The following is a 21758-nucleotide window of genomic DNA, read 5'->3' on the forward strand; positions in this document are numbered from 1 at the left end:
GTTCGGATCTTGTGGTTGCGATTGTTCATTAACGTCGCGATGAATAAGTGGCGTTAATAAGGGTTCCATTCCCGAAATAAATCAATAAACACAACGTGGACTGGCTTAATATTATGAGTGGCAAATGAGATTGTTATTGTCCCGTGTGTAAAGATATTAAATCTGCGGTAATATACAAATGACGAATGTAAGGGGGTAGTGTTTTATTAAATAAGTATTGGTAATCAATGGGGTGTGATGGTGTAACGCTATGATTTTTATGCTGATAACTTCATGCGCAGTGGTTTTACTTAATATATGTATTTATTGGTCTCTTTATTCTAAATTAGTTTTATCAGGTTCAATTATATTATTGCATCGTTTGTTGTGAATATTTCCAGTAAATATAATGACATATCGTCGGATTTAAAACGCGAATAACGGGACGTTTCCATCCCGTTGTTCGCGCTGGTGTTTTACTGCTGTTTAACGCTTACCAGGAGTACTTGCCGCCCACCTGGCCCTGAACGCTGGAGTAGTTGTCTTTCCCGGCTTCGACACCGGTGTTGACCCACAGGGTCCAGTTGTCGCTGACTTTCGTCTGGGCACCAACTTTCGCTTCGTAGCGGCTCACCGGCACCGACTGGTTCACGGTCACATTGTCCATTTGCACGCTGTTATCGCTTCCGCCGTGCCACCAGTTCAGCTCCACGTACGGCTGAGTGACGGCCTCAGTGCCGAGTTCCCCATACAGACGCGCGCCGAGACGGGTGGTGACGCCGCCGGAGTCCTTACTCTTAATACGTGTGCCGTTAGATTCCGTGTAGTCACCCTGGCTGTAATCGGTGTACAGGGTCTGGAACTGCGGCTGAACAGTCAGCGCGCCGAGCGGTATGTCGTAACCCGCTTCGACAGAGGCCATCCAGTTGTGCGAGTGGTACTTCTCTTCGGCCAGGTCGTCGCCCTTCACAGTGTTATGGAAGGTGCCGTACTGGACCCAGGTGTCGACATACGGACCACTTTTCTGATCCGCCGCGCCGCCGTACCAGGTGCCATACAGGCCCACGCTGTAGCCGTCCAGTTTACCCGTCGCGCGGGTGCTGGCATTTTTCGCATCGCTGTCGGTGTCGACGTGGGCATAGCCCGTCATCACACCGGCATTGATACGCTGGTTGCCGAAGTCATGGCGGAAGATATCGCTGCCAATGCGCAGGATGCTGGTGTTGGAGCCCATCGACAGGGCACCGTCCGCACCTTTGCTGTTGGTACGACCGGCGTCGAAGTGCGCCCAGGTGGCCGGCGCATCGTCGCCGCTCTGACGGTTTTCATCGCTGCGATCGTGCAGGGTGTTCATGAAGACTGAGTTGGCCATGCTCTGGTTCGCCAGCCATGCCCCGGCTTCCGGACGCAGGGCGGCGGTGGACTGCAGATACCAGTCCCCGTCGCTGGCCTTGTTGAGGGCGTAATCATAAGCCCCGGCCACCGCGCGGCCCTGAAGCACAAAGTTCCCGCCGGACTGGCCCTGCACGTCGACCAGTTTAATTCCGTTTTCGGTCCGGTCACCCAGACCGTGCATGTTGTTGACCGTCACAGCCGTGTTGCCGCTGGTGCTGCCTTTCACGGTCAGCTGATCGTGCGCGGAGTTATCACCGCCGAGTGCGCTGTTGACCCACAGCTGGCCGTCGTGGCTGCTGTAGTCGCCGTTCACCACCAGGTTATTGCCCGGGGTGGCGCTGGTCAGGTCAATCACGCCGCTGTTATCCACAGAGCCCGCCACGCTGCCGTTACCTTTTAAGGCGGCGGCTTTCGCCACATAGACGGTGCCGGTGCTGCCAAAGTCGCCGTTCACGTTCAGGGCACCCTGAGTGATATGGGTATCGCCGGTGTAAGTCTGTGCCTTGCCGACGGTGACCGTGCCCGCCCCGGTTTTCTCCATGCCGCCTGTGCCGCTGATGGCATTGCTGAGCGTCGCATCCGTCGCAGAACTGAGCACCAGATTGCCGTTATCCACGACGTTCGCGCTGCCCAGCGTGCCAGCGCCCTGTGCCGTCAGCCGGGTGCCGCTTGCAACGTCGATGCGACCGGCAAAGGTGGATGCCGTATTGTTCAGCGTTACCTGCGAGCTGTTTTTGAGTGACAGGGTGCCGTTGCCGGCGAGCGCATTGTTCATGACGCCGTTCGCCCCGACCAGGTTCAGGTTACCCGCCAGATCGACCGCGCCCGTGCCCAGGCCCTGCGTACTGTCGAGGGTGACAGTGGCCGGTCTGGCAATGTCTGTCTCAGCGCTTAACCCCTGGTTCGCGCCGTGAACGGTCAGTTCACCGCCATCAAGGTTCAACTGACCGCCGCCGCTGAGCGTGCCCAGGCTTTCGCCGCCCTGGGCGATAGTCAGCCTGCCGCCATTGAGGTTCAGGCTGCTGCCTGCGGCATTGTGCAGGGACGTGACGGCCTGCGCTTTCCCGTTCATATCCAGCCCGGTACTTTTCGCGAGGCTCAGGTCTGCCGTGTGGCCGAAGGCATTGTCGCTGCCCATCTGCACGCTGCCGCTGCTGATCGTCGTGTTGCCGGTGTAGTCATTGTCTGTGTTACTCAGGATCACGTTGCCGCTGGCCTGAATATCGACGTTGCCCGCCCCGGTCAGCTGTGCACCCAGGGCGTTGTCTTTGCCCGGCTCATTTTGCAGCACCAGCGTTTGTCCGGCATTGACGTCGAAGCGGGTCAGGTCGTAGCCCGCCCAGATGCCATCGGCAGCCACGACGGCCGCATCGCCGTAGGTCGCGGTGCCGATCTGCTGACCGTTCTCACTGAAGTCGACGTTAACCGGGTTGTGGAGCGAATTCCCGTTCTGATCCAGCAGGGTCAGGTGAGTGCCGACGCCGGTGACGTCGCCGGTGGCTTTCACAACCTGCACGCCATGGACGTTATCCTGAGCGAACCAGGACGGGTTGGTGGAGATCACCGGCGGGGTGAGATCGGTCGGGATATTGGCCTGAATGGTACCGCCCGCGCTGGCATCGAGATTTTTGACGGTGAGCACATCCGGGTCGGTACGGGTGTTATCGACGATGAGGGTACCGCCGCCGGTCGTGAAGCCGCCAAGGGTACGGTCGTCGGACATAGTGGCGATGCCGGTTTTGGTCAGGGCCAGGGTCGCGTTCGCCAACGCTTTCTCCGCGGTGTCATCCAGGGTCAGATTGCCTTTCTGCATCTCAAGGGTGCCGGTAAAGGCCGTGCCCATGCTGCCGGAAATATGGAATTCATCGGTGGTGTTGCTCTGATTAACCGCCAGCGTACCGTTGCCGGTGAGGGTATTGGTGAAGGTGTTGCTGAGGTTATTGAGGGTCAGTTTGCTCTGCGCGCCGTCGAGCTGAACGCCTGAATTTCCCAGCTGAGACTGCTGCGTCATGCTCGCGCTGCCGGTGATATCCCAGCCGCCGGTGAGGGTGGTGGCGTCTTCGTTCAGCACAACATTTTGACCACTGACTTTAACTTTACCCGGACCATTCAGAGTGTTAACGAAAGAGCCGTCGCTGAAGGCCAGGTCGAGAAGGGTGCCGGAATCGAGGGTGATCTGGCCGGTGCCTGCCCCCTGGCTGTTCTGCAGAGAGAGGGCACCCGTCTGTACGGTGGTGCCGCCAGAAAAGGTACTGTTGCCGCCCAGGGTGAGGGTACCCGCGCCGCCTTTTGTGAGTGAGCCCGTTCCGGACATAACACCCGCGAAATTGTCCGCGTCAGCGTTATTCACTGTCAGGTTTGCCGTGCCCATCGTGACATTACCGGCACCCGTTAATCCCTTGAGAGTCTGAGAAAGGTTGTTGAGGTTGAGCGTCGCACCGCTGGCGATATCTACGCTACTGCTGTCATCCAGGGCGTTAGCCACACCTGTCGTCAGGGTACCCGCCTGGACAGAGGTTGCGCCGGTATAGGTGTTGTCAGCCGACAGCGTCAGGTTACTGGCACCTTCCTGAGTGAGCGAGCCCGTGCCAGAAACGCCTTTATTGTAAACAACGTCTTTGCTGCTGTTAAAGACCAGGCTGCCGTTATCAGTGATATTGCCGTCAACAACGCCATTCGTCCCCAGAGTGAGCACGCCGCCTTCAGCGATGGTCGTTCCACCGTGAGGATCTAATTGTTTGATATGCCCGGTGATGGTTAAATCGCCAGCCACATTAAGGGTATCCGCAGTCGTGCCACCCAGGTCGACCTTTCCTCCTAACTGCCAGTGGCTGTTGGCGGTTGATGTGAGTTGCTTGAAAGCTATTGCAGCAAAACCGTACGACGTTAAATCACTATTTTCAATGGTCGTTGCATCATCGTCACTGGTAAGGGTTATCGTATTACCAGTGGATTGACTAATAATACCGACAATATTCGGGTTGTCAGAGTGCATGACGGAACCTGTTCCCAAAATAATTTGGTTATCGTGGCCCTGTATTAACACGGTGGATGGCGGATATGCTGCTTGACCCTCAAACCCAGTCTGGATTAGCGCGCCATGGTTTATGAACGTCGAGTTGTTATCGATGATAGCGAAGGGTCTGAGCGAAAGGCTTGTGTTGGTAATCGTACCATAATTAGTGAAGCTTGAATTATCTGAACCCTTTCTAATTTGTTGGTCACCGAGCACAGTTGGACCAGCAGTGCTCCCTTGTTCCAGCACATAGTCTGTGTTTTGTTTATCGAAATAGACCAGAGTCGTGGTGTTTGTAGTCGAGGGAACGATAACCGTTGTGGCCTCTGAAGTGCCCGATATTGCTGCTAATATGGCAATGGAGAGCATACGCATCTTTAGCGTATTTTTGCTTTTATGATGAAGGTCGGCGTGAGGGTGTTTTGGCATGCTGCTGTTCTCCTTGAATTAACCCTCACGCTATTTCAGGCGAGCAGGGCCATTTCCATTTGTGACGATCAAGTAATAACCCTGGGCGAACATATCCTGATCTCGTGGCTGTCTTGTCCATTAACGTCGCGATGAATAAATGGCGTTAATAAGGGTTTCATTCCAGAAATAAATCAATAAACACAACGATGACTGGCAAATGAGATTATTATTGTCCCGTGTGTAAAGATATTAAATCTGCGGTAATATACAAATGGCAAATGTAAGGTGATAGTGTTTTATTAAATAAGTATTTATAAGTAATTGGGTGTGATTTCGTAACGCTATGATTTTTAAGTTGATAACTTCATGTGGATAGATTTTGCTTAACTTATATGTTTATTGGTCTCTTTTTTGAAGTCATGTTTTTATTAGGTTAAATTATATTATTGGATCGTTTATTGTGAGTGTTTTTTTTATAAAAATAATGACATATTGTCAGATTGACGCTTTTTACAATGAAAAAACTGCTGAGATTATTAAAGGGCGGGGGTATATAAAGACAGGGAAGTAAAGGTGGAGTTTAATTTAAAGTCATTAAGAAAAGAGATCTGAAAATGTGACAGCGAAATGCCTGTCACTCTTTTCAGCACGGATAAATACCGTCACTATTTATTGACTGTTATCTTCCGCAGCCATTTTCGCCAGGAAATGATCTTCAATTTTCGTAATAATATTGGCGAAGTTATCGTTGCCCATCGCGCTTTTATTGTAGTTAAGATATAAATCTGCCGGTTCAATACTGAATTCCGGCTGCAATATTTTTAACCCCATCGCATCGGCAAAATTTTCGGCAAACCATTTTGGCACAAAGCTTAAGGCATCGGTTTTTGCAGAGATCGCTGCGTTGACTAAGACCGAACTGCTGTTAAAGGTAAAATTCCGCGCATCAAGGTTATTATCAATATCGCGCTGCACGCGTTTTAGCCCTTCGGTATTGACGTTCAGGAAGGTGGAAGTGACCTCTTTCATCCCTTCACGCGTGAGGTTTTGGTCCATGCGAGGATGATCTTTGCGGCAGACTGGCACGACATGCTCTTTCAGGCAGCGCTTGGAGATAACGGATGCGCTGTAATAAGGATGCGTGTCGATGACAATATCCGCTTTACGATAGGTAAGGATATCTTCCCCATTGTTCAGCAGTGAATCAGCCGATAAGTGCACGATTTCACAAGGGATTTCGCTTTGGTTAATTTCGGCACAGAGGTCGGGCAACATGCGCAGCGCCAGATAAGGTGACGCGTAAATGACAATACGATGCGGTGTGGTTTGCGTCGAGAAATTGATAATCGATTCAATGATACTGCCAAAATTTTTCCCGATTTGTTCGTGGAGTTTTATGGCAACCGTCGTCGGCTCAATTTTTTGCCCGGTGCGAACAAATAAGGGATCGGCAAAATGCAGTCGCAATTTACTCAAGGATTGACTGATCGCCGAACCGCTGGAGTTTAACGTTTCGGCTGCTTTTTTGACGCTGCCATGGGTAAAGACAGCTTCAAAAATTAATAATAAATTAAAGTCAAAGGTATGAATGCGTTCAAAATTTGATGTATTTTTGTCATTTGACATGATTCACATACTTCCCGAAGATATAATTGAACAAATTATCGACTACTGCTTAATTGTATATTCTTCATTAGACGATGCATTTAGATGAAGTCAGAATAATGCCCGCTAAAGAAATTAACAATTAATCAGTGATATAGCCATAATCAACAAGTATAGCGTAACGGGTACGATTGAGAATATAAATAACCATCAATTCTGTGCGGGTTACGTCGCTTTTTCAGCCCTCTGATTACGGACTTGTGTAGGACAGCCTTGTCACGCGTGCATTTATACCGATCTGTTCAGCGCCCCAGACGGGGGAATACGCCCGGCCATCACGACGTTGATCAACTCGGCGACCGGCATCGGTTTGCAAAAGTAGAACCCCTGCAGGAAGTCGATCTTTTTATCGCGCAAATATTCGGCCTGCGCCAGCGTTTCAACCCCTTCGGCGATGATCTTAAGGTGCATGTTTTTGGCCAGGGCAATCAGACTGTCAACGAGGCGCGTATCGGCGCTGACACCAATCTGGCTGACGAACATCTTATCGATCTTAATAAATTCCGGATTCAGGGCTGAAATGTAGGACAGATTGGAATAGCCGGTACCAAAGTCATCCAGCGCCACGGAGATGTTGGAGCGTCTCAGGGCGGCAAACCAGTTGCTCAGCTGCGGGGTGAAATGCAGCGGGTGTCTTTCCGTGATTTCCAGCACTACATGGCTTTCATTCACCAGAAATTTTTGTAAAAGCTCGCAGGTGTCTTTCTCAAAATGAGGATCGAGACAGTTCTGGGCGCTGATATTAATGCTGATGTATGCCCCTGGTGGGAAGCGATGGATCTGATGCTCAAGATCGGCAATCACCTGCTGAATCAGCAGATGGGTCAGCGGTACGATCAGATCGTGTTTTTCCGCCATGGGGATGAATACGTCAGGTGAAACATAGCCGTAGATCGGGTGACGCCAGCGGGCGAGGACCTCAACACCGGCAATTTGCCCCGTCTCTGCGTTGACAAAAGGCTGGTAAAAAGGGGTGATATGACGCTGAGCGATAGCCGCTTTCAGGGTTCTCACCGTCGGGTCGATCTTCGGGGTTTTGAGCCATGAAAGTGCGCGGGTCCACGGGGAACCCATATCGGTCAGGATCGCGTGTTCTTTTTTAAGGATGTTTTCCATCTTTCACTTTCATCGCAATGTCGTCAGGCGATCCGTAAGAGAGCGCCTGACGAGCGTGGGAATTAAATCAGTGGACCGGGATTAAAACTGTACCCAGTCGTTCTGATCCTGAGCGGCTTCTTTTTTGGCGGCGTTCAGGGCAACCACGTGGCCCTTCGTTGCCGGGCGAACCTCAACGCGCGGTTGCGGCGTTTTGCTCACACGGAAAATCGACACCACTTTTTCGAGCTGTACGGCCTGATCTTCCAGCGAGCTGGCTGCGGCAGACGATTCTTCGACCAGTGCCGCATTCTGCTGCGTGGTGGTATCCATCTCGGCCATCGCCTGAGCAATCTGGGAAATCCCGCGGCTCTGTTCGTCCGTCGCGCTGGCGATTTCGCTCATGATGTCGCGAACCTGCGCCACCGATTTCTCGATTTTGAACATCGCTTCGCCCGCGCCTTCCACCAGGTTAAACCCGGTATCGACGTGGACCGCTGATTCGCGGATCAGGTTTTCAATCTCTTTCGCGGATTGCGCACTGCGCTGGGCGAGGGTGCGAACTTCTGCGGCGACGACTGCAAAACCTTTGCCCTGGTCGCCCGCACGAGCGGCTTCCACGGCGGCGTTCAGCGCCAGAATGTTGGTCTGGAAAGCAATGCTGTTAATCACGGTGGTGATCTCAGAGATGCGATGCGAGCTGAGTCGCACGTTTCTCATGGTATCGATCACTTTCTGCGAAATCTGGCTGCCTTCGCTGGCATTAAGGGACGCCTCTTCAGCCAGCACACGGGCCTGGTTGGCGTTTTCCGCATTCAGCGCGACGGTAGAGGTCAGCTCTTCCATGCTGGCAGCCGTTTCTACCACGGCGGCAGATTGCTGCTCGGTACGTGCGGATAAATCCATGTTGCCTGCGGCAATTTCCGTGGAGGAGCGGGCGACGCTCTCCACGCCTTCGCGCACATCATTGATGATGTTTTTCAGGTTTTCGTTCATGGTCGAGACGGCCTGCATCAGCAGCCCTGGCTCGTCGCGACGATCGCTGGTCAGCGTGCTGGTCAGATCGCCTTTGGCGATCTGCTCGGCGACGCGCAGCGTTTCATTCAGCGGACGGGTAATTGATTTGGTGATGGCTAACGCCAGCATGATACCGAGGGCAATACCGATTGCCGCCACGATGGTCATCTGCAGCTGCACGCTATCCACGGTCTCGACCACTTTTTGCTGCTGACGGGCGAACATCGACTGGATAGTGTCGATCAATGTCACCGCTTTAGCCGTCATGGTATCTGACAACGTCGACTGTTCGGTCCAGAGCAGCTCGTAGTTATCCAGTTCGCCTGCAATCGTCTGCATATCTTTGATGCTGGAATTCAGCCAGGCTTTTTGATCTTCCGGAACCACCTGCAGCAGCCCTTCACATGCGGTTTCCGCGGTGTTCAGACGCGCCAACAGGCCGTGTTTGAGCTCGTCCGTTGGGTGTTGCTTGTACAGAGTGGCCTGACTGTCGATATCGCTCATGATGAAAGCCACCTGTGAAGCCACCAGGGCCTGCTGGGTCGTGAGCGTATTGCTGTGGCTTAACTGGGAGGCGATTTCTGAGTTGTTGCTGATATTTTGCGTGCTCAGTTTGCTTTCGCTTTCCTTTTTCTCGCCCACGGCTTTCACAAACGGCGTCAGGGAGGCCATGTAGTTCTTCACCGCGTTATCGGTGTTATCAACGGAGGTTTTACCCTCTGGCGTCCAGTTGTAGGTTTCCAGGTTGGCGATCATCTCCTGCATACGCTGGGCTGCCACATTGGTCTGATCCAAAAACTTCGGATCCTGGGTGTAGCCATAGTTTAAACGGGCCAGACGCACGGCAGAAAGGGCGTTAAACAACCCGGTAGTGTGTTCGTTTTTCTCGACGCGGTCCTGAATACTGTTAATTCCCAGCATCCCGGCAGTCAAAATGGCAAGGGTCACCAGGAGCACGGTGGCGAAACCGAAGAATAACTTCCTGCTGACTTTTAAATTTCCAAAGCTGTTCATTACACTCATTTATTTATCCAGTACCGGCCTGTGCCGATTAACAATATTTTACTGCTATGCGTTTCATCATTAAGGGGAAGAAAAAATTGATAACCAGGGAGATAAAAAAAAGCCCTTTGCACTCGGTGCTAAGGGCAAAACCGCTGAATTGACATCACTCATTCAGGGGATCAGACTTCTCCTTTTTTTTGTCAGAATGAGCAGGGAGTTCACTCATTCTATAATAAACAGGGACGACATCTTGATAGTTAATGATGTAACCGTGCCCTCTAATATTTCGAATAAAATCATCTGGCAGCCCAAGAAGATTGAGTTTGTTATTCAGGTTATGCAGTACCTGCCATAACCGCTGGGTCGAAGGACTTAAATTATTGTCCTCCCAGATTTTTTCAAACAACTCTTCTTTGGCGATAACTTTCTTACGACCATGTTCCAGCAGATAGAGAAAAAGCCGCAACATGGTTTCATTAAAATATATTGACGCAAACGCCACGCTTTTATCGGTATGGCTGCCGGTGAGCCGGTAAAGCCTGCGATTAGAAATATCAAAATGAATTTCTTCACCGATCATAAAGCCATATAGACGATAGCCCATCTCTTATATACCTACTTTAGAGTAAACCTGACATACGCCACTGGGAATAACGCTTTTTAGAGACCATACATTTTATAAGGTGGATTATATGGCTGCTATCAGGGCTTTCCAATACACAACCCCATGCGCTATAAGAAACCCTGTGTTTAAGCTTCGTTAATAGAGTTTCCATTCACATATGGCTAATTAGTAGTGTTAATGACTGCCTTTCATGATGTTTGTGGTTTTATGTGTCAAAAAATCGTTATCGATCAACCCATCAACATAAAGTTGTGAATTTCTAATGCCATTTAGCATTAATCGCTGATTGCGGGAACTCATGATAAAGATTTCTCCTGCTCGTGCTTTCGATACCGACAACTTTAAGAATTACCTGACAAAAAGAGGAGTGAAGTTATATGATTTATACTGAGTAAGGGAGGAGAGCGTGGCGCTGAAAGTGTCGATAAGAAGTGGAAGTGGTTTTTTCAACCTGCTGATATATAATAATTAAATTCTGAATCAGGTTTTTTATGACAACTTGCGAAAGTACTATGAAGAAAGTGTACCTTATCAACGATACCTTGCTCTTTGAACCTGATCTTCGTCGACTGGGACCCCTGGAAGGGTACCCATACCGGGCCACCACCCTGCACGGGCCGGTCAGTGAATGCCTGCTTTTGTTGTTAGAAAACAACGATCAGGTCGTGAAGCAGCGTACTTTCTTCGCCTCGGTGTGGGAGAAACAGGGCACTATTGTCAGCACCAATGCCCTTTACCAGACGATTTCTCAAATCCGTAAGGTTCTGAAATCCGCTGGCATGGAAGAAAACATCATTAAGACTCTGCCTAAGGAGGGTTTTAAGTCGATAGCGCAGGTGCGCGTGGGGGAGCTGGGTGAGTTTGTCTCTCCGCAGAAAACAGCCCCGGTTTTCGTTTCATCCGAGGAATCTGTTGAACCTGAGCCTGTCAGCATTATCACGCCTGAGGTTCGTCCTAAGCGGTCATTTTTTCACTCGCCGCTGGCATATGGGCTGGCCGGTTTACTGTTTATTATTTCATGCAGTGTGCTTTATTCCGTCATGAAAGTGGGAAAGCCCTGGCTGGTGGATTATCAGTCCGTCGGGCAGGTTAACGGCTGTGCGCTTTATTCCTCATGGCATGAAAATGAGAAAAGCAGTGAAATGTTTGACGCGCTTTCGAAGCGCTTTGCTATTCAGTGCAAACCCGGCGGTACGGCCTGGATGACGGTCAATTTCGCGCAGCAGGGGAATACGGTGATTGTTTGCGACCGCCAGCCTCAGGATATTGCTGCGCAGTGCGATTCTATTATTTACAGGCAGCAGAATCATGAAGATGAATAAAACCGCTCTGAGCTGGACGCTGATCGCGCTGGCGATCGTCACCCCGCTGCTTTATGCCTGGTACATTCACTATCAGCGCAATCACTTTAGCTGCGAGTCGCATCTGACCATTGTGGATGATAATTATATTCTTGATGTTGTCGCGGATTATTCTTTTAGCGGCGGCACAGGGAATTATGAAACCTCCGGGGATTATATTCAGCTGGGTCAGCCGCCGGTTGCTATTAGCAATAAAATTGAGTTTAACTACTGGCGGGAAGGGGACAGCGTCATTATGGTGTCCAGTGACACCAATGAGCGGCCGAAGAGAAGCCAGGCCTTCAGGCATAATATCCCCGATTTCTTTCAGGTTCGCGACCGGGGACTTAAGATGGAAATAATACCCGCGAACGCGTCCAGCTATTTATTTATCTACGGCAATGCGCCTGTGTTTTATTGTACTAAGGGATAAACACCCGCCGGGCTGAGCCCCTGTTTACCCACGCCATTTTCATCCTGTTGCCCATATTTACGCTTGATCATACAAAGATAATGAGTATAGTTCTCATTCTCTTTAGTGTTTGTGGGCAGCGACGGACGATTCCCGCATCAACAGTGAGCGCAGATCTCACACGGAACACTGAGTGTTAACGGTGGAATCTGCACTGGCCTCACAGCCTGTCAAAACAACCCTAATCGCACAGCAGCATGCGACGCAGTTTCCCGCCTGATTCTCTTTTTGAACGGTAAAGGATGTTCCTGATGACAAAAAAATTGTCCGCGCTGGCACTGCTGGTGGCTGCCTCTCTTTCCGGCTGTGCCGCGCAGCACGCCGCCAAACCTGCCCCTGAAGCTCAAACCACGGTCGCCGCTCCGGCAGAAACCGGCGTGGTAAAGCGTGAACTCGCTGACGGCCTGTACGAAATGGTGCTCAGCCCGAAAGGGGACGCACTGTATGTGGCGAGTTCGGAAGGCTTCAAGGATGTGCAGGGCGGGGTGATCTACAAACTCGACCCTACCACGCTGAAAACCATTGGCCGCAGTCACACCGACCTGAAAAACTTCGCGCTGGCGATCTCCCCGGACGGCAGTACCGTTTATGCGACCAACTCGCTGGACGGCGGCATCAGCGCCATCAGCACCGCCGACGGCAAAGTGAAAAACCGTCTGCTGTTTACCGAGCGTAACAAAGAGGGCTTCCCGTACGGCGCGCGTCAGGTGCTGCTCCATGACGGCACGCTCTATATTGGCGGCGTCGCCGATCCGGCGGTGGTTTGGGTGGTGGATGCCGAAACCCTGAAGCTGAAAAAAACCATCAAAAACGCCGGACAGTGGGTGACCGGGCTGCTGTGGTCTGAACAGACGCAGCGCATCTATGTTGCCAACGGCGGCGGCGAAATCCTGATCGTCAACCCGCGCACCAACCGCATCGAAAAACGCTGGAAGCCGCTCGGCGACAAACCGGCGCTGCTGCTGAACATGGCGGAAGACAAAGCCACGGGCCGCCTGTTCGTGACCGATAACTCCAAAGCGAAAACCACGCTGGTGCTGGATATCCACACGGGCGACGTGATTAAGCAGCTCGATGTGGGCGATTCGCTGGCGGTGAAATTCAACGCCAAACGCAACGAGCTCTACATCACCCAGCGCGAAAGCGGAAAACTGCTGAGCCTGGATGCCACCACCTACGCCGTCAAACAGACCTGGGATCTGCCGCCGAATCCCAACAGCCTGCTGCTGTCGGACGATGGCCAGACGCTGTTCGTCACCGTCAAACAGCCTTTCAACAAAGACCACTCGACCAATGGGCCGGACAGCGTGGTCAGAATTGCACTGAAATAAACCTCTTATAAAAATCAGGCCCGGCAACGGGCCATTTTGCGCGAAAATTGAACGAGTTAGTCATGACCAATACCAGAATGAACAAAAAGCTGCTGGCGCTCGCCATCGGCGCGGTAACGCACTCCGCCTTTGCGGCGGACACCCCAAAAGAAGAGACGCTCGTCGTCCAGGCTGCCCCGGCCAGCGATTTCAAACCGGGCGGCGACCAGATGGTTCCCGCGTTCCTCGATGGCCAGGTCGCCAACGGCGGCCGAATGGGCATGCTCGGCCAGCAGAACGCGATGGACGTGCCGTTCAACATCATCAGCTACACCTCGAAACTGGTGGAAGATCAGCAGGCCAAAACCATCGCCGACGTGGTCGCCAACGATGCGGGCGTGCAGTCGGTGCAGGGCTACGGCAACAGTGCGGAAAGCTATCGCATTCGCGGCCTGAAATTCGACGGGGATGACATGACCTTCGGCGGATTGTCCGGCGTGCTGCCGCGTCAGGTGGTGGATACGCAGATGGTCGATCGCATTGAGATCTTCAAAGGGGCCAACTCCCTGATGAACGGCGCGGCCAGCTCCGGCGTCGGCGGGATGATCAACCTCGAGCCGAAACACGCGGGCGACACGCCGCAGGCCAAAATCGGCGTGGATTACACCTCCGACTCACAGATCGGCACCACCCTGGATGCGGGCCGTCGCTTTGGCGAAGGCGATCAGTTTGGCGCGCGCGTCAACCTGGTCCACCGCGAAGGCGAAGCGCCGGTTGCCAACGACCGCCGCCGCACCACGCTGCTCTCCACAGGCCTCGATTACAAAGGCGACAACTTCCGCACCTCCGTGGATATGGGCTATCAGAAGAAAACCTTCCACGGCAGCGAAACGGGCGTGAATATTTCCGCCGTGGATTTCGTTCCGACGCCACCGAAAAACGATCGTAACTACTCGCAGAAATGGGCCTACAGCAACATCGAAAACGAATTCGGCATGTGGCGCAGCGAGTACGACATTACCGATAACTGGACCGCTTACACCGGGCTCGGCGCGCAGCACGCTCACGAGGAAGGTTTGTACAGCGGCGCGAAGCTGGTCGATAAGAGCGGCAAGGCGACGGCAACCCGTCTGGATACCAACCGCATCAGCGACTCTGTGAGCGGGATGGCGGGGATCCGCGGCAACTTCGATACCGGTTTTGTCTCGCACAAGGTCAACGTCGGCTACTCGGCGATGACCAAAAACGAAAAAATCGCGTGGAAGATGTCGGCGGCGGCGGATAACCCGGTCACCAACATCTATCACAACACCGGCGTCGATAAACCTGACAGCAGCAACTTCAATGGTTTGGGCGGTAATTACAGCGATCCGCTGACCAGCGGCCGCACCCGCACCCAGGGCTGGCTGCTGAGCGACACCCTCGGCGTGCTGGACGATAAACTGCTGTTCACCGCCGGCGCCCGTCATCAAAAAGTGGTGATCCGCGGATACAACAAAAAAACCGGCGCGGAAAACCCCGCCGATGGCTTTGACGGCAGCCGCTGGATGCCGACCTACGGCGTGGTTTACAAACCGTGGGAAGAAATTTCGCTCTACGCCAACCACACGGAAGCGCTGCAGCCGGGGAAAACTGCGCCGAATACGGCAACCAACTACGGCCAGAGCACCGGCATTGTTCACTCGAAGCAGAACGAAGTGGGGGTGAAAACGGACTTTGGACGCGTGGGCGGCTCGCTGGCGCTGTTTGAAATCAAAATGCCGTCGGCGATCCTCGACAGCGTGACCGGACATTATGGTCTGGACGCCGAGCAGCGTAACCGCGGCGTTGAGCTGAACGTGTTTGGCGAGCCGCTGCTGGGGATGCGTCTGAACGCCAGCGCCACCTGGCTGCAGGCGGAGATGACCAAAACCAATAACGGTCTCAACCAGGGCAATAAAGTTATCGGCGTGCCAAACTTCTATGCGGTGCTGGGGGCGGAATATGACATCAAACCGATCGACGGCCTGACGGCGACGGCGCGCGTGAATCACTCTGGCTCGCAGTACGCGGATCTGGCGAACAGCAAAAAGCTCGACAGCTACACCACGCTGGATCTGGGGATGCGCTATCGCTTCGCGGTCAACCACAACCAGAATCAGATGACCGTGCGGGCGGGTATCGACAACATCACAGACGAAAACTACTGGGCCAGCGTGGACGATTCCGGAACCTATCTGTTCCAGGGCGAACCGCGGACCTTCAAAGTCTCCGTCGGCTACGAGTTCTGAGTTTTACCCTCGTTATCAGGGGCACGGATGCCCCATCCATTCTTATGCGTGGGCTAACGCAAATTCTATCGCGGTATGAACTGTCACCACCTGTGCTCGCGTACAGGCTTCAGGCGTGGTGTCCGGGCTGTCGGGATAGACTTCCGTAGTGGTGGTAAACGGCGCGCCGGTCAGGGTGGCGCACAGGTGGTAGGCATTGTTGTCATACTCCACCACACCGTGGCTGACCACCGGGTAGTCCAGCATGTTACCGTTCTTATCCGCAGGGGCAATATGCGTCACTTTCTCCACGGCAGCAATAATGGCTGCCTGGAAATCGAGCCGTGAATTCTGCGTATCGCTCACCAGATAGTAGCCGTCGGGAATGGTTCCCGGCTCAAACGCTTCGCCGTCGCGCGCGGCTTTCGCCGGGCGGAACTCGCTCTCGTCGCTGTCGGTGGTTTCGTGCAGATCGACGTGCAGAAGGAATTTGCCTTTCAGCGGAGCGGCGAGCGCCATCAGCGCGCGGGCTTCTTCGCCTTCGCCTTGCGGGTAAAACTGGCGGTTGGTATCGACGGCATCATAAGTCCAGCGGGTAATGTGCTCGTAGGCCCAGGGGCTGACGCACGGCACCACCAGTATATTGATTTTCCCCGCGTACTCATTCTGATACTCCGAGAGGAAACTCAGCGCGCCCATCACGCCGCTGGTCTCATACCCGTGAACGCCGCCGGTGATCAGCGCGACCGGCAGGCTGTCGTCCCAGTTTTGGGTTTTCACGGCCATCAGCGGGAATGTCTGGTCGCCGTAGTGCAGTTCCCCGTACTGGCTCACGTCGTAGCGAGGTTTGAGTGCATCAATGGCTTGCAGTACGTCAGTCTCATAGCTTCTGAAACGCGTCTGGCTCTCGCGCCACTGCTGCTTTTCAGCCGCGGTCCATGGCTTGCCTGGGGTTCCGATAGGGTAGAACGGTTTCACAGTCATAGGTCACTCTGTCAGGTTGGGGTTTTCAACATCATACCCAGCCGCGATTTCGAATTCATCCCGGTCTTTGCGATCCGGCCTGCAACTTGCTCCTGCTGACCTGAAGTGTTAAAAGGTGCCCCTTCTATAAAAATACACAGGGGTCAGACGTGAAAGACGCGTCATCCGCTTCAGACAATGCGGTTTCTGAAGCCTCGTCGGAACAGACACCGACGCTGCAACGTGGTTTGCAAAATCGACATATTCAATTAATTGCCCTCGGCGGCGCGATTGGCACCGGGCTGTTTCTCGGCATCGGGCCTGCGATTCAGATGGCAGGTCCAGCGGTTCTGCTGGGATACGGCATTGCGGGGGTGATCGCCTTTCTGATCATGCGCCAGCTCGGCGAAATGGTCGTCGAAGAGCCGGTATCAGGCTCCTTTGCACACTTCGCTTATAAATACTGGGGTCCGTTTGCGGGCTTTCTTTCTGGCTGGAACTACTGGGTGATGTTCGTGCTGGTCGGCATGGCGGAGCTCACCGCCGCAGGCATCTACATGCAGTACTGGCTGCCTGACGTTCCGACGTGGATCTGGGCCGCGGGCTTCTTCATTATCATCAACGCCGTGAACCTGGTGAACGTGCGCCTGTACGGCGAAACGGAATTCTGGTTTGCGCTGATCAAAGTGCTGGCGATTATCGGCATGATTGGCTTCGGCCTGTGGCTGCTCTTCTCCGGCCACGGCGGCGAGCGCGCGAACATCGACAACCTGTGGAAACACGGCGGCTTCCTGGCGACCGGCTGGAACGGGCTGATTATGTCTCTGGCGGTGATCATGTTCTCCTTTGGCGGGCTGGAGCTGATCGGCATCACGGCGGCAGAAGCGCGCGATCCGCACAAAAGTATCCCGAAAGCGGTCAATCAGGTGGTGTACCGTATCCTGCTGTTTTATATCGGTTCGCTGGTAGTTCTGCTGGCGCTCTATCCGTGGGTGGAAGTGAAATCCGACAGCAGTCCGTTCGTGATGATTTTCCACGACATGAACAGCAATCTGGTGGCCTCGGCGCTGAACTTCGTCATTCTGGTGGCCTCGCTGTCGGTCTATAACAGCGGCGTGTACTCCAACAGCCGTATGCTGTTTGGCCTCTCCGTCCAGGGCAACGCGCCGAAGTTCCTGACCCGCGTCAGCCGTCGCGGCGTGCCGGTTAACTCGCTGCTGCTCTCCGGGGGCATTACCTCGCTGGTGGTACTGATCAACTATCTGCTGCCGAAAGAGGCCTTTGGCCTGCTGATGGCGCTGGTGGTGGCAACGCTGCTGCTGAACTGGATCATGATCTGCCTGGCGCACCTGCGATTCCGCGCGGCGATGCGTCGCAAAGGGCGCGAGACGCAGTTCAAAGCGCTGCTCTACCCGGCGGGTAACTACCTGTGTATCGCCTTCCTTGGGATGATCCTGGTGCTGATGTGCACCATCGATGACATGCGCTTGTCGGCGCTGTTGCTGCCGGTATGGGTGGTGTTCTTGTTTGCGGCGTTTAAGTTGTCGCGCGGCAAAGCGGCCTGATTAGCCTCAGCGGTACATTGTTTTCTCGGGCCTACAACACCCTGAATATTCTGGGTTTTGTAGGCCGGGTAAGCGCAGCGCCACCCGGCAACACTTCCACAGCAAATATTTAGTTCGTGACCCTTCTCCCACTTCTGTTTTGATCCACAGGATCTTTATTTTGTAATCGATTACTTTTTATTTGACGGTATTTGTAATCGATTACTTTTTAAGGGTGAGGCTCATCATGGTGTCAACAACTGAAAGTAGTGGAAAGGCGATAGGGCAGCACCGGCTGCTGGTTCCACGGCTGTCGCTGATGATGTTTTTACAGTTTTTTATCTGGGGTAGCTGGTCGGTCACGCTCGGGCTGGTGATGACTCAGCACAACATGTCGCTTCTGATTGGCGATGCGTTTTCCGCAGGGCCCATTGCGTCCATTCTCTCGCCGTTTGTGCTCGGGATGCTGGTGGACCGTTTCTTCCCTTCGCAAAAGGTGATGGCGGTGATGCACCTGGCCGGGGCGGCGATTCTGTGGTTCGTGCCGGGGGCGCTGATCGCTCAAAACGGCGCGCTGCTGATTGGCCTGCTGTTTGGCTACACGCTCTGCTACATGCCGACGCTGGCGCTGACCAACAACATCGCGTTTCACAGTCTGGCGAACGTCGACAAAACCTTCCCGGTAGTGCGCGTCTTTGGCACCATCGGCTGGATCGTCGCCGGGATTTTCATCGGTGTGACCGGCGTTTCCGCCAGTGTGACCATTTTCCAGGTGGCGGCGGTGAGCTCGGTGCTGCTGGCAATTTACAGTCTGACGCTGCCGCACACGCCAGCTCCGGCCAAAGGGCTGCCCGTCGCCGTGCGCGATCTGTTCTGCGCGGATGCTTTTGCGCTCCTCAAAACGCGCCACTTCTTTATCTTCTCTCTGTGCGCGATGCTGATCTCCGTGCCGCTCGGCACCTATTACGCCTACACCGCGTCGTATCTGGCAGATGCCGGGATTCAGGATGTCAGCACCGCCATGTCCTTCGGGCAGATGTCTGAGATCGTCTTTATGCTGGTCATCCCGCTGCTGTTCCGCCGCCTCGGTGTGAAATATATGCTGCTGATCGGCATGCTGGCGTGGTTCGTGCGTTACGCCTTCTTTGCGCTGGGCGTCAGCGAAGAGGGGCGCTTCCTGCTCTATCTCGGCATTTTGCTCCACGGCGTATGCTATGACTTCTTCTTTGTCGTCGGCTTTATCTACACCGACCGCGTGGCGGGCGAAAAGGTCAAAGGCCAGGCGCAGAGCATGATCGTGATGTTCACCTACGGCATCGGGATGCTGCTCGGCTCGCAAATTTCTGGCGCGTTGTACAACAGCCTGGTGGCGGGACAGACCGTGCCGCAGGCGTGGGTGACATTCTGGTGGATCCCGGCGGTCGCCGCCGCGGCGATCGCGCTGATTTTCCTGTTCTCGTTCAAGTATGACGACGACAAGGCGTAATTTTCTGGAGGTGTTATGAGGACGATTAAGGGACCGGGGATTTTTCTGTCGCAGTTTATTGGCGCACAAGCGCCGTTTAACTCCCTCGACGGGCTGGCGGGCTGGGCGGCGAGCAAAGGCTACAAAGCGCTGCAAATTCCGTGCAATCACCCGCAGATATTCGATCTGGAGCAGGCGGCTGTTAGCCAGACGTATTGCGACGAAATCAGCGGAAAACTGGCCGAGCACGGGCTGGTGATTAGCGAACTGTCGACCCATCTGGAAGGCCAGCTGGTGGCGGTGAATCCGGTGTACGGCGAGGCGTTTGACCACTTCGCGCCGCCCGACGTGCGCGGTAACGACGCGGCGCGCCAGGCGTGGGCGACCGCCAAAGTGAAGCAGGCCGCCGCGGCATCGGCGAAGCTTGGATTAACCGCCCACGCGACCTTTTCGGGCTCGTTGGCGTGGCCGTTTTTCTACCCCTGGCCGCCACATAACGAGACGCGTTTTCGCGAGGCGTTTGCAGAGCTCGCCAGGCGCTGGCGTCCGGTTCTTGATTGTTTCGACGAGCACGGGGTCGATCTCTGCTTTGAGCTGCATCCGGGCGAAGACCTGCACGACGGCGTGACCTTCGAGCGTTTCCTCGCGCTGGTCGACAACCATCCGCGCTGCAACATTCTCTACGATCCGAGCCATATGCTATTGCAACACATGGATTACCTGTCGTTTATCGATATTTATCACGCCCGAATCAAAGCGTTTCACGTCAAAGACGCTGAGTTTCGCCCCAACGGGCGCAGCGGCGTGTACGGCGGCTATCAGCCGTGGATCAACCGCGCCGGGCGTTTTCGCTCCCTGGGCGACGGGCAGATCGACTTCAAAGGGATCTTCAGCAAGCTCACGCAGTACGACTACGACGGCTGGGCGGTGCTGGAGTGGGAGTGCTGCATGAAGGACGGCGACGTGGGCGCGAGCGAGGGCAGCGAGTTTATCCGCCGCCACATCATTCCGGTTTCGGGCCGCGCCTTTGACGATTTTGCCGCAGGGGGCGCGAATGATTAACGTCGGGATCGTCGGGAGCGGATTTATCGGCCCGGCACACATCGAGGCGCTGCGTCGCCTCGGTTTCGTACAGGTCGTCGCCCTGTGCGACGGCACGCTCGACCAGGCGCAGGAAAAGGCGCGGGCGCTGAATGTGCCTCACGCCTACGGCAACGTCGAAGAACTGCTCGCCCATCCCGGTTTGCAGGTGGTTCACAACTGCACGCCGAATCATCTCCATGCCCAGATCAACCGGCAAATCCTGGCGGCGGGCAAACATCTGTTCTCGGAAAAACCGCTGTGCATGACGCCGGAAGAGGCAAGAGAGCTGGTGGCCCTGGCCGAACGGGCGGGCGTCATCCACGGCGTGAGCTTTGTCTATCGCCAGTTCGCGATGGTGCGCCAGGCGGCGAGCATGCTGCGCGCCGGAAGCGTCGGGCGACTGTTCGCCGCGCACGGCAGCTATTTGCAGGACTGGATGTTGCACGAGACCGACTACAACTGGCGCGTCGATGCCGCGCTGGGCGGGGCGTCGCGGGCGGTGGCAGATATCGGTTCGCACTGGTGCGACACGGTGCAGTTTGTCACCGGGCGGCGGATCGTCGAGGTGATGGCCGATCTTTCGGTCGTCTGGCCGACGCGCAAAGCTAACGTGGCGGGCAACCAGACCTTCACCCAGGAGTCCGCCGCAGTTTACGAGGACAAACCCGTCACCACCGAGGATTTCGGCTCGGTCCTGTTCCGTTTTGACGACGGCAGCAAAGGCAGCTTTAGCGTCTCGCAGGTCAGCGCCGGGCGCAAAAACCGCCTCAGCTTTGAGATCAACGGCAGCGAACGTTCGCTGGCCTGGGATCAGGAAGTCCCGCAGCAGCTGTGGATCGGCCATCGCGCGCAGGCGAATCAGATTCTGACGGACGATCCGGGCCTGATGAACAAAGATGCCGCCGACAGCGCCCACTTCCCCGGCGGGCATATCGAAGGCTGGCCCGACGCTTTTAAGAACATGATGGCGCAGTTTTATCGCGCCGTGCAGGCAAACGCCATGCCCGAGAAGCCCTTATTTGCCACCTTCCACGACGGGGCGAACGTGATGTATATCATTGATGCGATTGTCAAAAGCCATCAACAGCAGCGCTGGGTACGCGTTGAGGCTTGACCTGTTGCCC

At 54.5% G+C, this 21758-nt stretch carries 14 protein-coding genes; 8 read left to right on the top strand and 6 right to left on the bottom strand.

The features are described 5' to 3' along the window. Positions 1-472: 472 nt before the first annotated feature. The 5 genes from U9O48_RS06205 to U9O48_RS06225 all read right to left on the bottom strand — a co-directional run bounded on the left by U9O48_RS06205 (position 473) and on the right by U9O48_RS06225 (position 10187). A complete protein-coding gene (locus tag U9O48_RS06205) occupies positions 473-4369 on the bottom strand; it encodes an autotransporter outer membrane beta-barrel domain-containing protein (protein ID WP_324723872.1) in 3897 nt (1298 codons plus the stop codon). Positions 4370-5470: 1101 nt separating this feature from the next. Continuing rightward, positions 5471-6427: a LysR family transcriptional regulator gene (locus U9O48_RS06210; protein ID WP_324723874.1), complete on the bottom strand. Its 957-nt coding sequence runs from the start codon at positions 6425-6427 to the stop codon at positions 5471-5473. A 267-nt stretch (positions 6428-6694) separates the two neighbouring features. Then, a complete protein-coding gene (locus U9O48_RS06215) occupies positions 6695-7582 on the bottom strand; it encodes an EAL domain-containing protein (protein ID WP_285153413.1) in 888 nt (295 codons plus the stop codon). An 81-nt stretch (positions 7583-7663) separates the two neighbouring features. Further along, a complete protein-coding gene (locus U9O48_RS06220; protein WP_285149974.1) occupies positions 7664-9601 on the bottom strand; it encodes a methyl-accepting chemotaxis protein in 1938 nt (645 codons plus the stop codon). Between the two features lie 145 nt (positions 9602-9746). Further along, the gene (locus U9O48_RS06225; protein ID WP_282493878.1) at positions 9747-10187 is read right to left on the bottom strand and encodes a winged helix-turn-helix domain-containing protein; all 441 of its coding nucleotides are present in this window, start codon (positions 10185-10187) and stop codon (positions 9747-9749) included. Between the two features lie 533 nt (positions 10188-10720). Here U9O48_RS06225 and U9O48_RS06230 point away from each other — a divergent pair. The 4 genes from U9O48_RS06230 to U9O48_RS06245 all read left to right on the top strand — a co-directional run bounded on the left by U9O48_RS06230 (position 10721) and on the right by U9O48_RS06245 (position 15600). Further along, entirely contained in the window at positions 10721-11530 is an 810-nt protein-coding gene (locus U9O48_RS06230) for a transcriptional regulator (RefSeq protein WP_324723878.1), read from the top strand. Then, positions 11517-11981, top strand: a complete 465-nt coding sequence (locus U9O48_RS06235; protein ID WP_324723879.1) for a hypothetical protein — start codon at positions 11517-11519, stop codon at positions 11979-11981. Before U9O48_RS06230 ends, U9O48_RS06235 begins: the two co-directional genes overlap by 14 nt. 290 nt (positions 11982-12271) lie before the next feature. Continuing rightward, positions 12272-13351 carry a YncE family protein gene (locus U9O48_RS06240; RefSeq protein ID WP_324723880.1) on the top strand — a complete coding sequence of 360 codons (1080 nt, stop codon included), beginning with the start codon at positions 12272-12274 and terminating at the stop codon, positions 13349-13351. A gap of 62 nt (positions 13352-13413) precedes the next feature. Next, complete coding sequence (locus U9O48_RS06245) at positions 13414-15600, top strand: TonB-dependent siderophore receptor (protein WP_324723882.1); 2187 nt, start codon at positions 13414-13416, stop codon at positions 15598-15600. Positions 15601-15642: 42 nt separating this feature from the next. Here the strand turns inward: U9O48_RS06245 and U9O48_RS06250 are convergent, their stop codons facing one another. Next, a complete protein-coding gene (locus U9O48_RS06250; RefSeq protein WP_324723884.1) occupies positions 15643-16563 on the bottom strand; it encodes a M14 family metallocarboxypeptidase in 921 nt (306 codons plus the stop codon). 149 nt (positions 16564-16712) lie between these two features. On the opposite strand from U9O48_RS06250, the gene pheP reads away from it, so the two are divergent. The 4 genes from pheP to U9O48_RS06270 all read left to right on the top strand — a co-directional run bounded on the left by pheP (position 16713) and on the right by U9O48_RS06270 (position 21748). Further along, positions 16713-18107 carry a phenylalanine transporter gene (gene pheP, locus U9O48_RS06255; protein WP_324723885.1) on the top strand — a complete coding sequence of 465 codons (1395 nt, stop codon included), beginning with the start codon at positions 16713-16715 and terminating at the stop codon, positions 18105-18107. Positions 18108-18333: 226 nt separating this feature from the next. Beyond that, entirely contained in the window at positions 18334-19572 is a 1239-nt protein-coding gene (locus tag U9O48_RS06260) for an MFS transporter (RefSeq protein WP_285149982.1), read from the top strand. 15 nt (positions 19573-19587) lie between these two features. After that, positions 19588-20613, top strand: a complete 1026-nt coding sequence (locus U9O48_RS06265) for a sugar phosphate isomerase/epimerase family protein (RefSeq protein WP_285149984.1) — start codon at positions 19588-19590, stop codon at positions 20611-20613. Continuing rightward, on the top strand, positions 20606-21748 hold the full coding sequence (locus U9O48_RS06270) for a Gfo/Idh/MocA family protein (protein WP_285149985.1): 1143 nt from the start codon (positions 20606-20608) through the stop codon (positions 21746-21748). Before U9O48_RS06265 ends, U9O48_RS06270 begins: the two co-directional genes overlap by 8 nt. Positions 21749-21758: the final 10 nt, after the last annotated feature.

The organism is Lelliottia sp. JS-SCA-14 (genome assembly GCF_035593345.1).
Taxonomy (GTDB): Bacteria; Pseudomonadota; Gammaproteobacteria; order Enterobacterales; family Enterobacteriaceae; genus Enterobacter; species Enterobacter wanjuensis.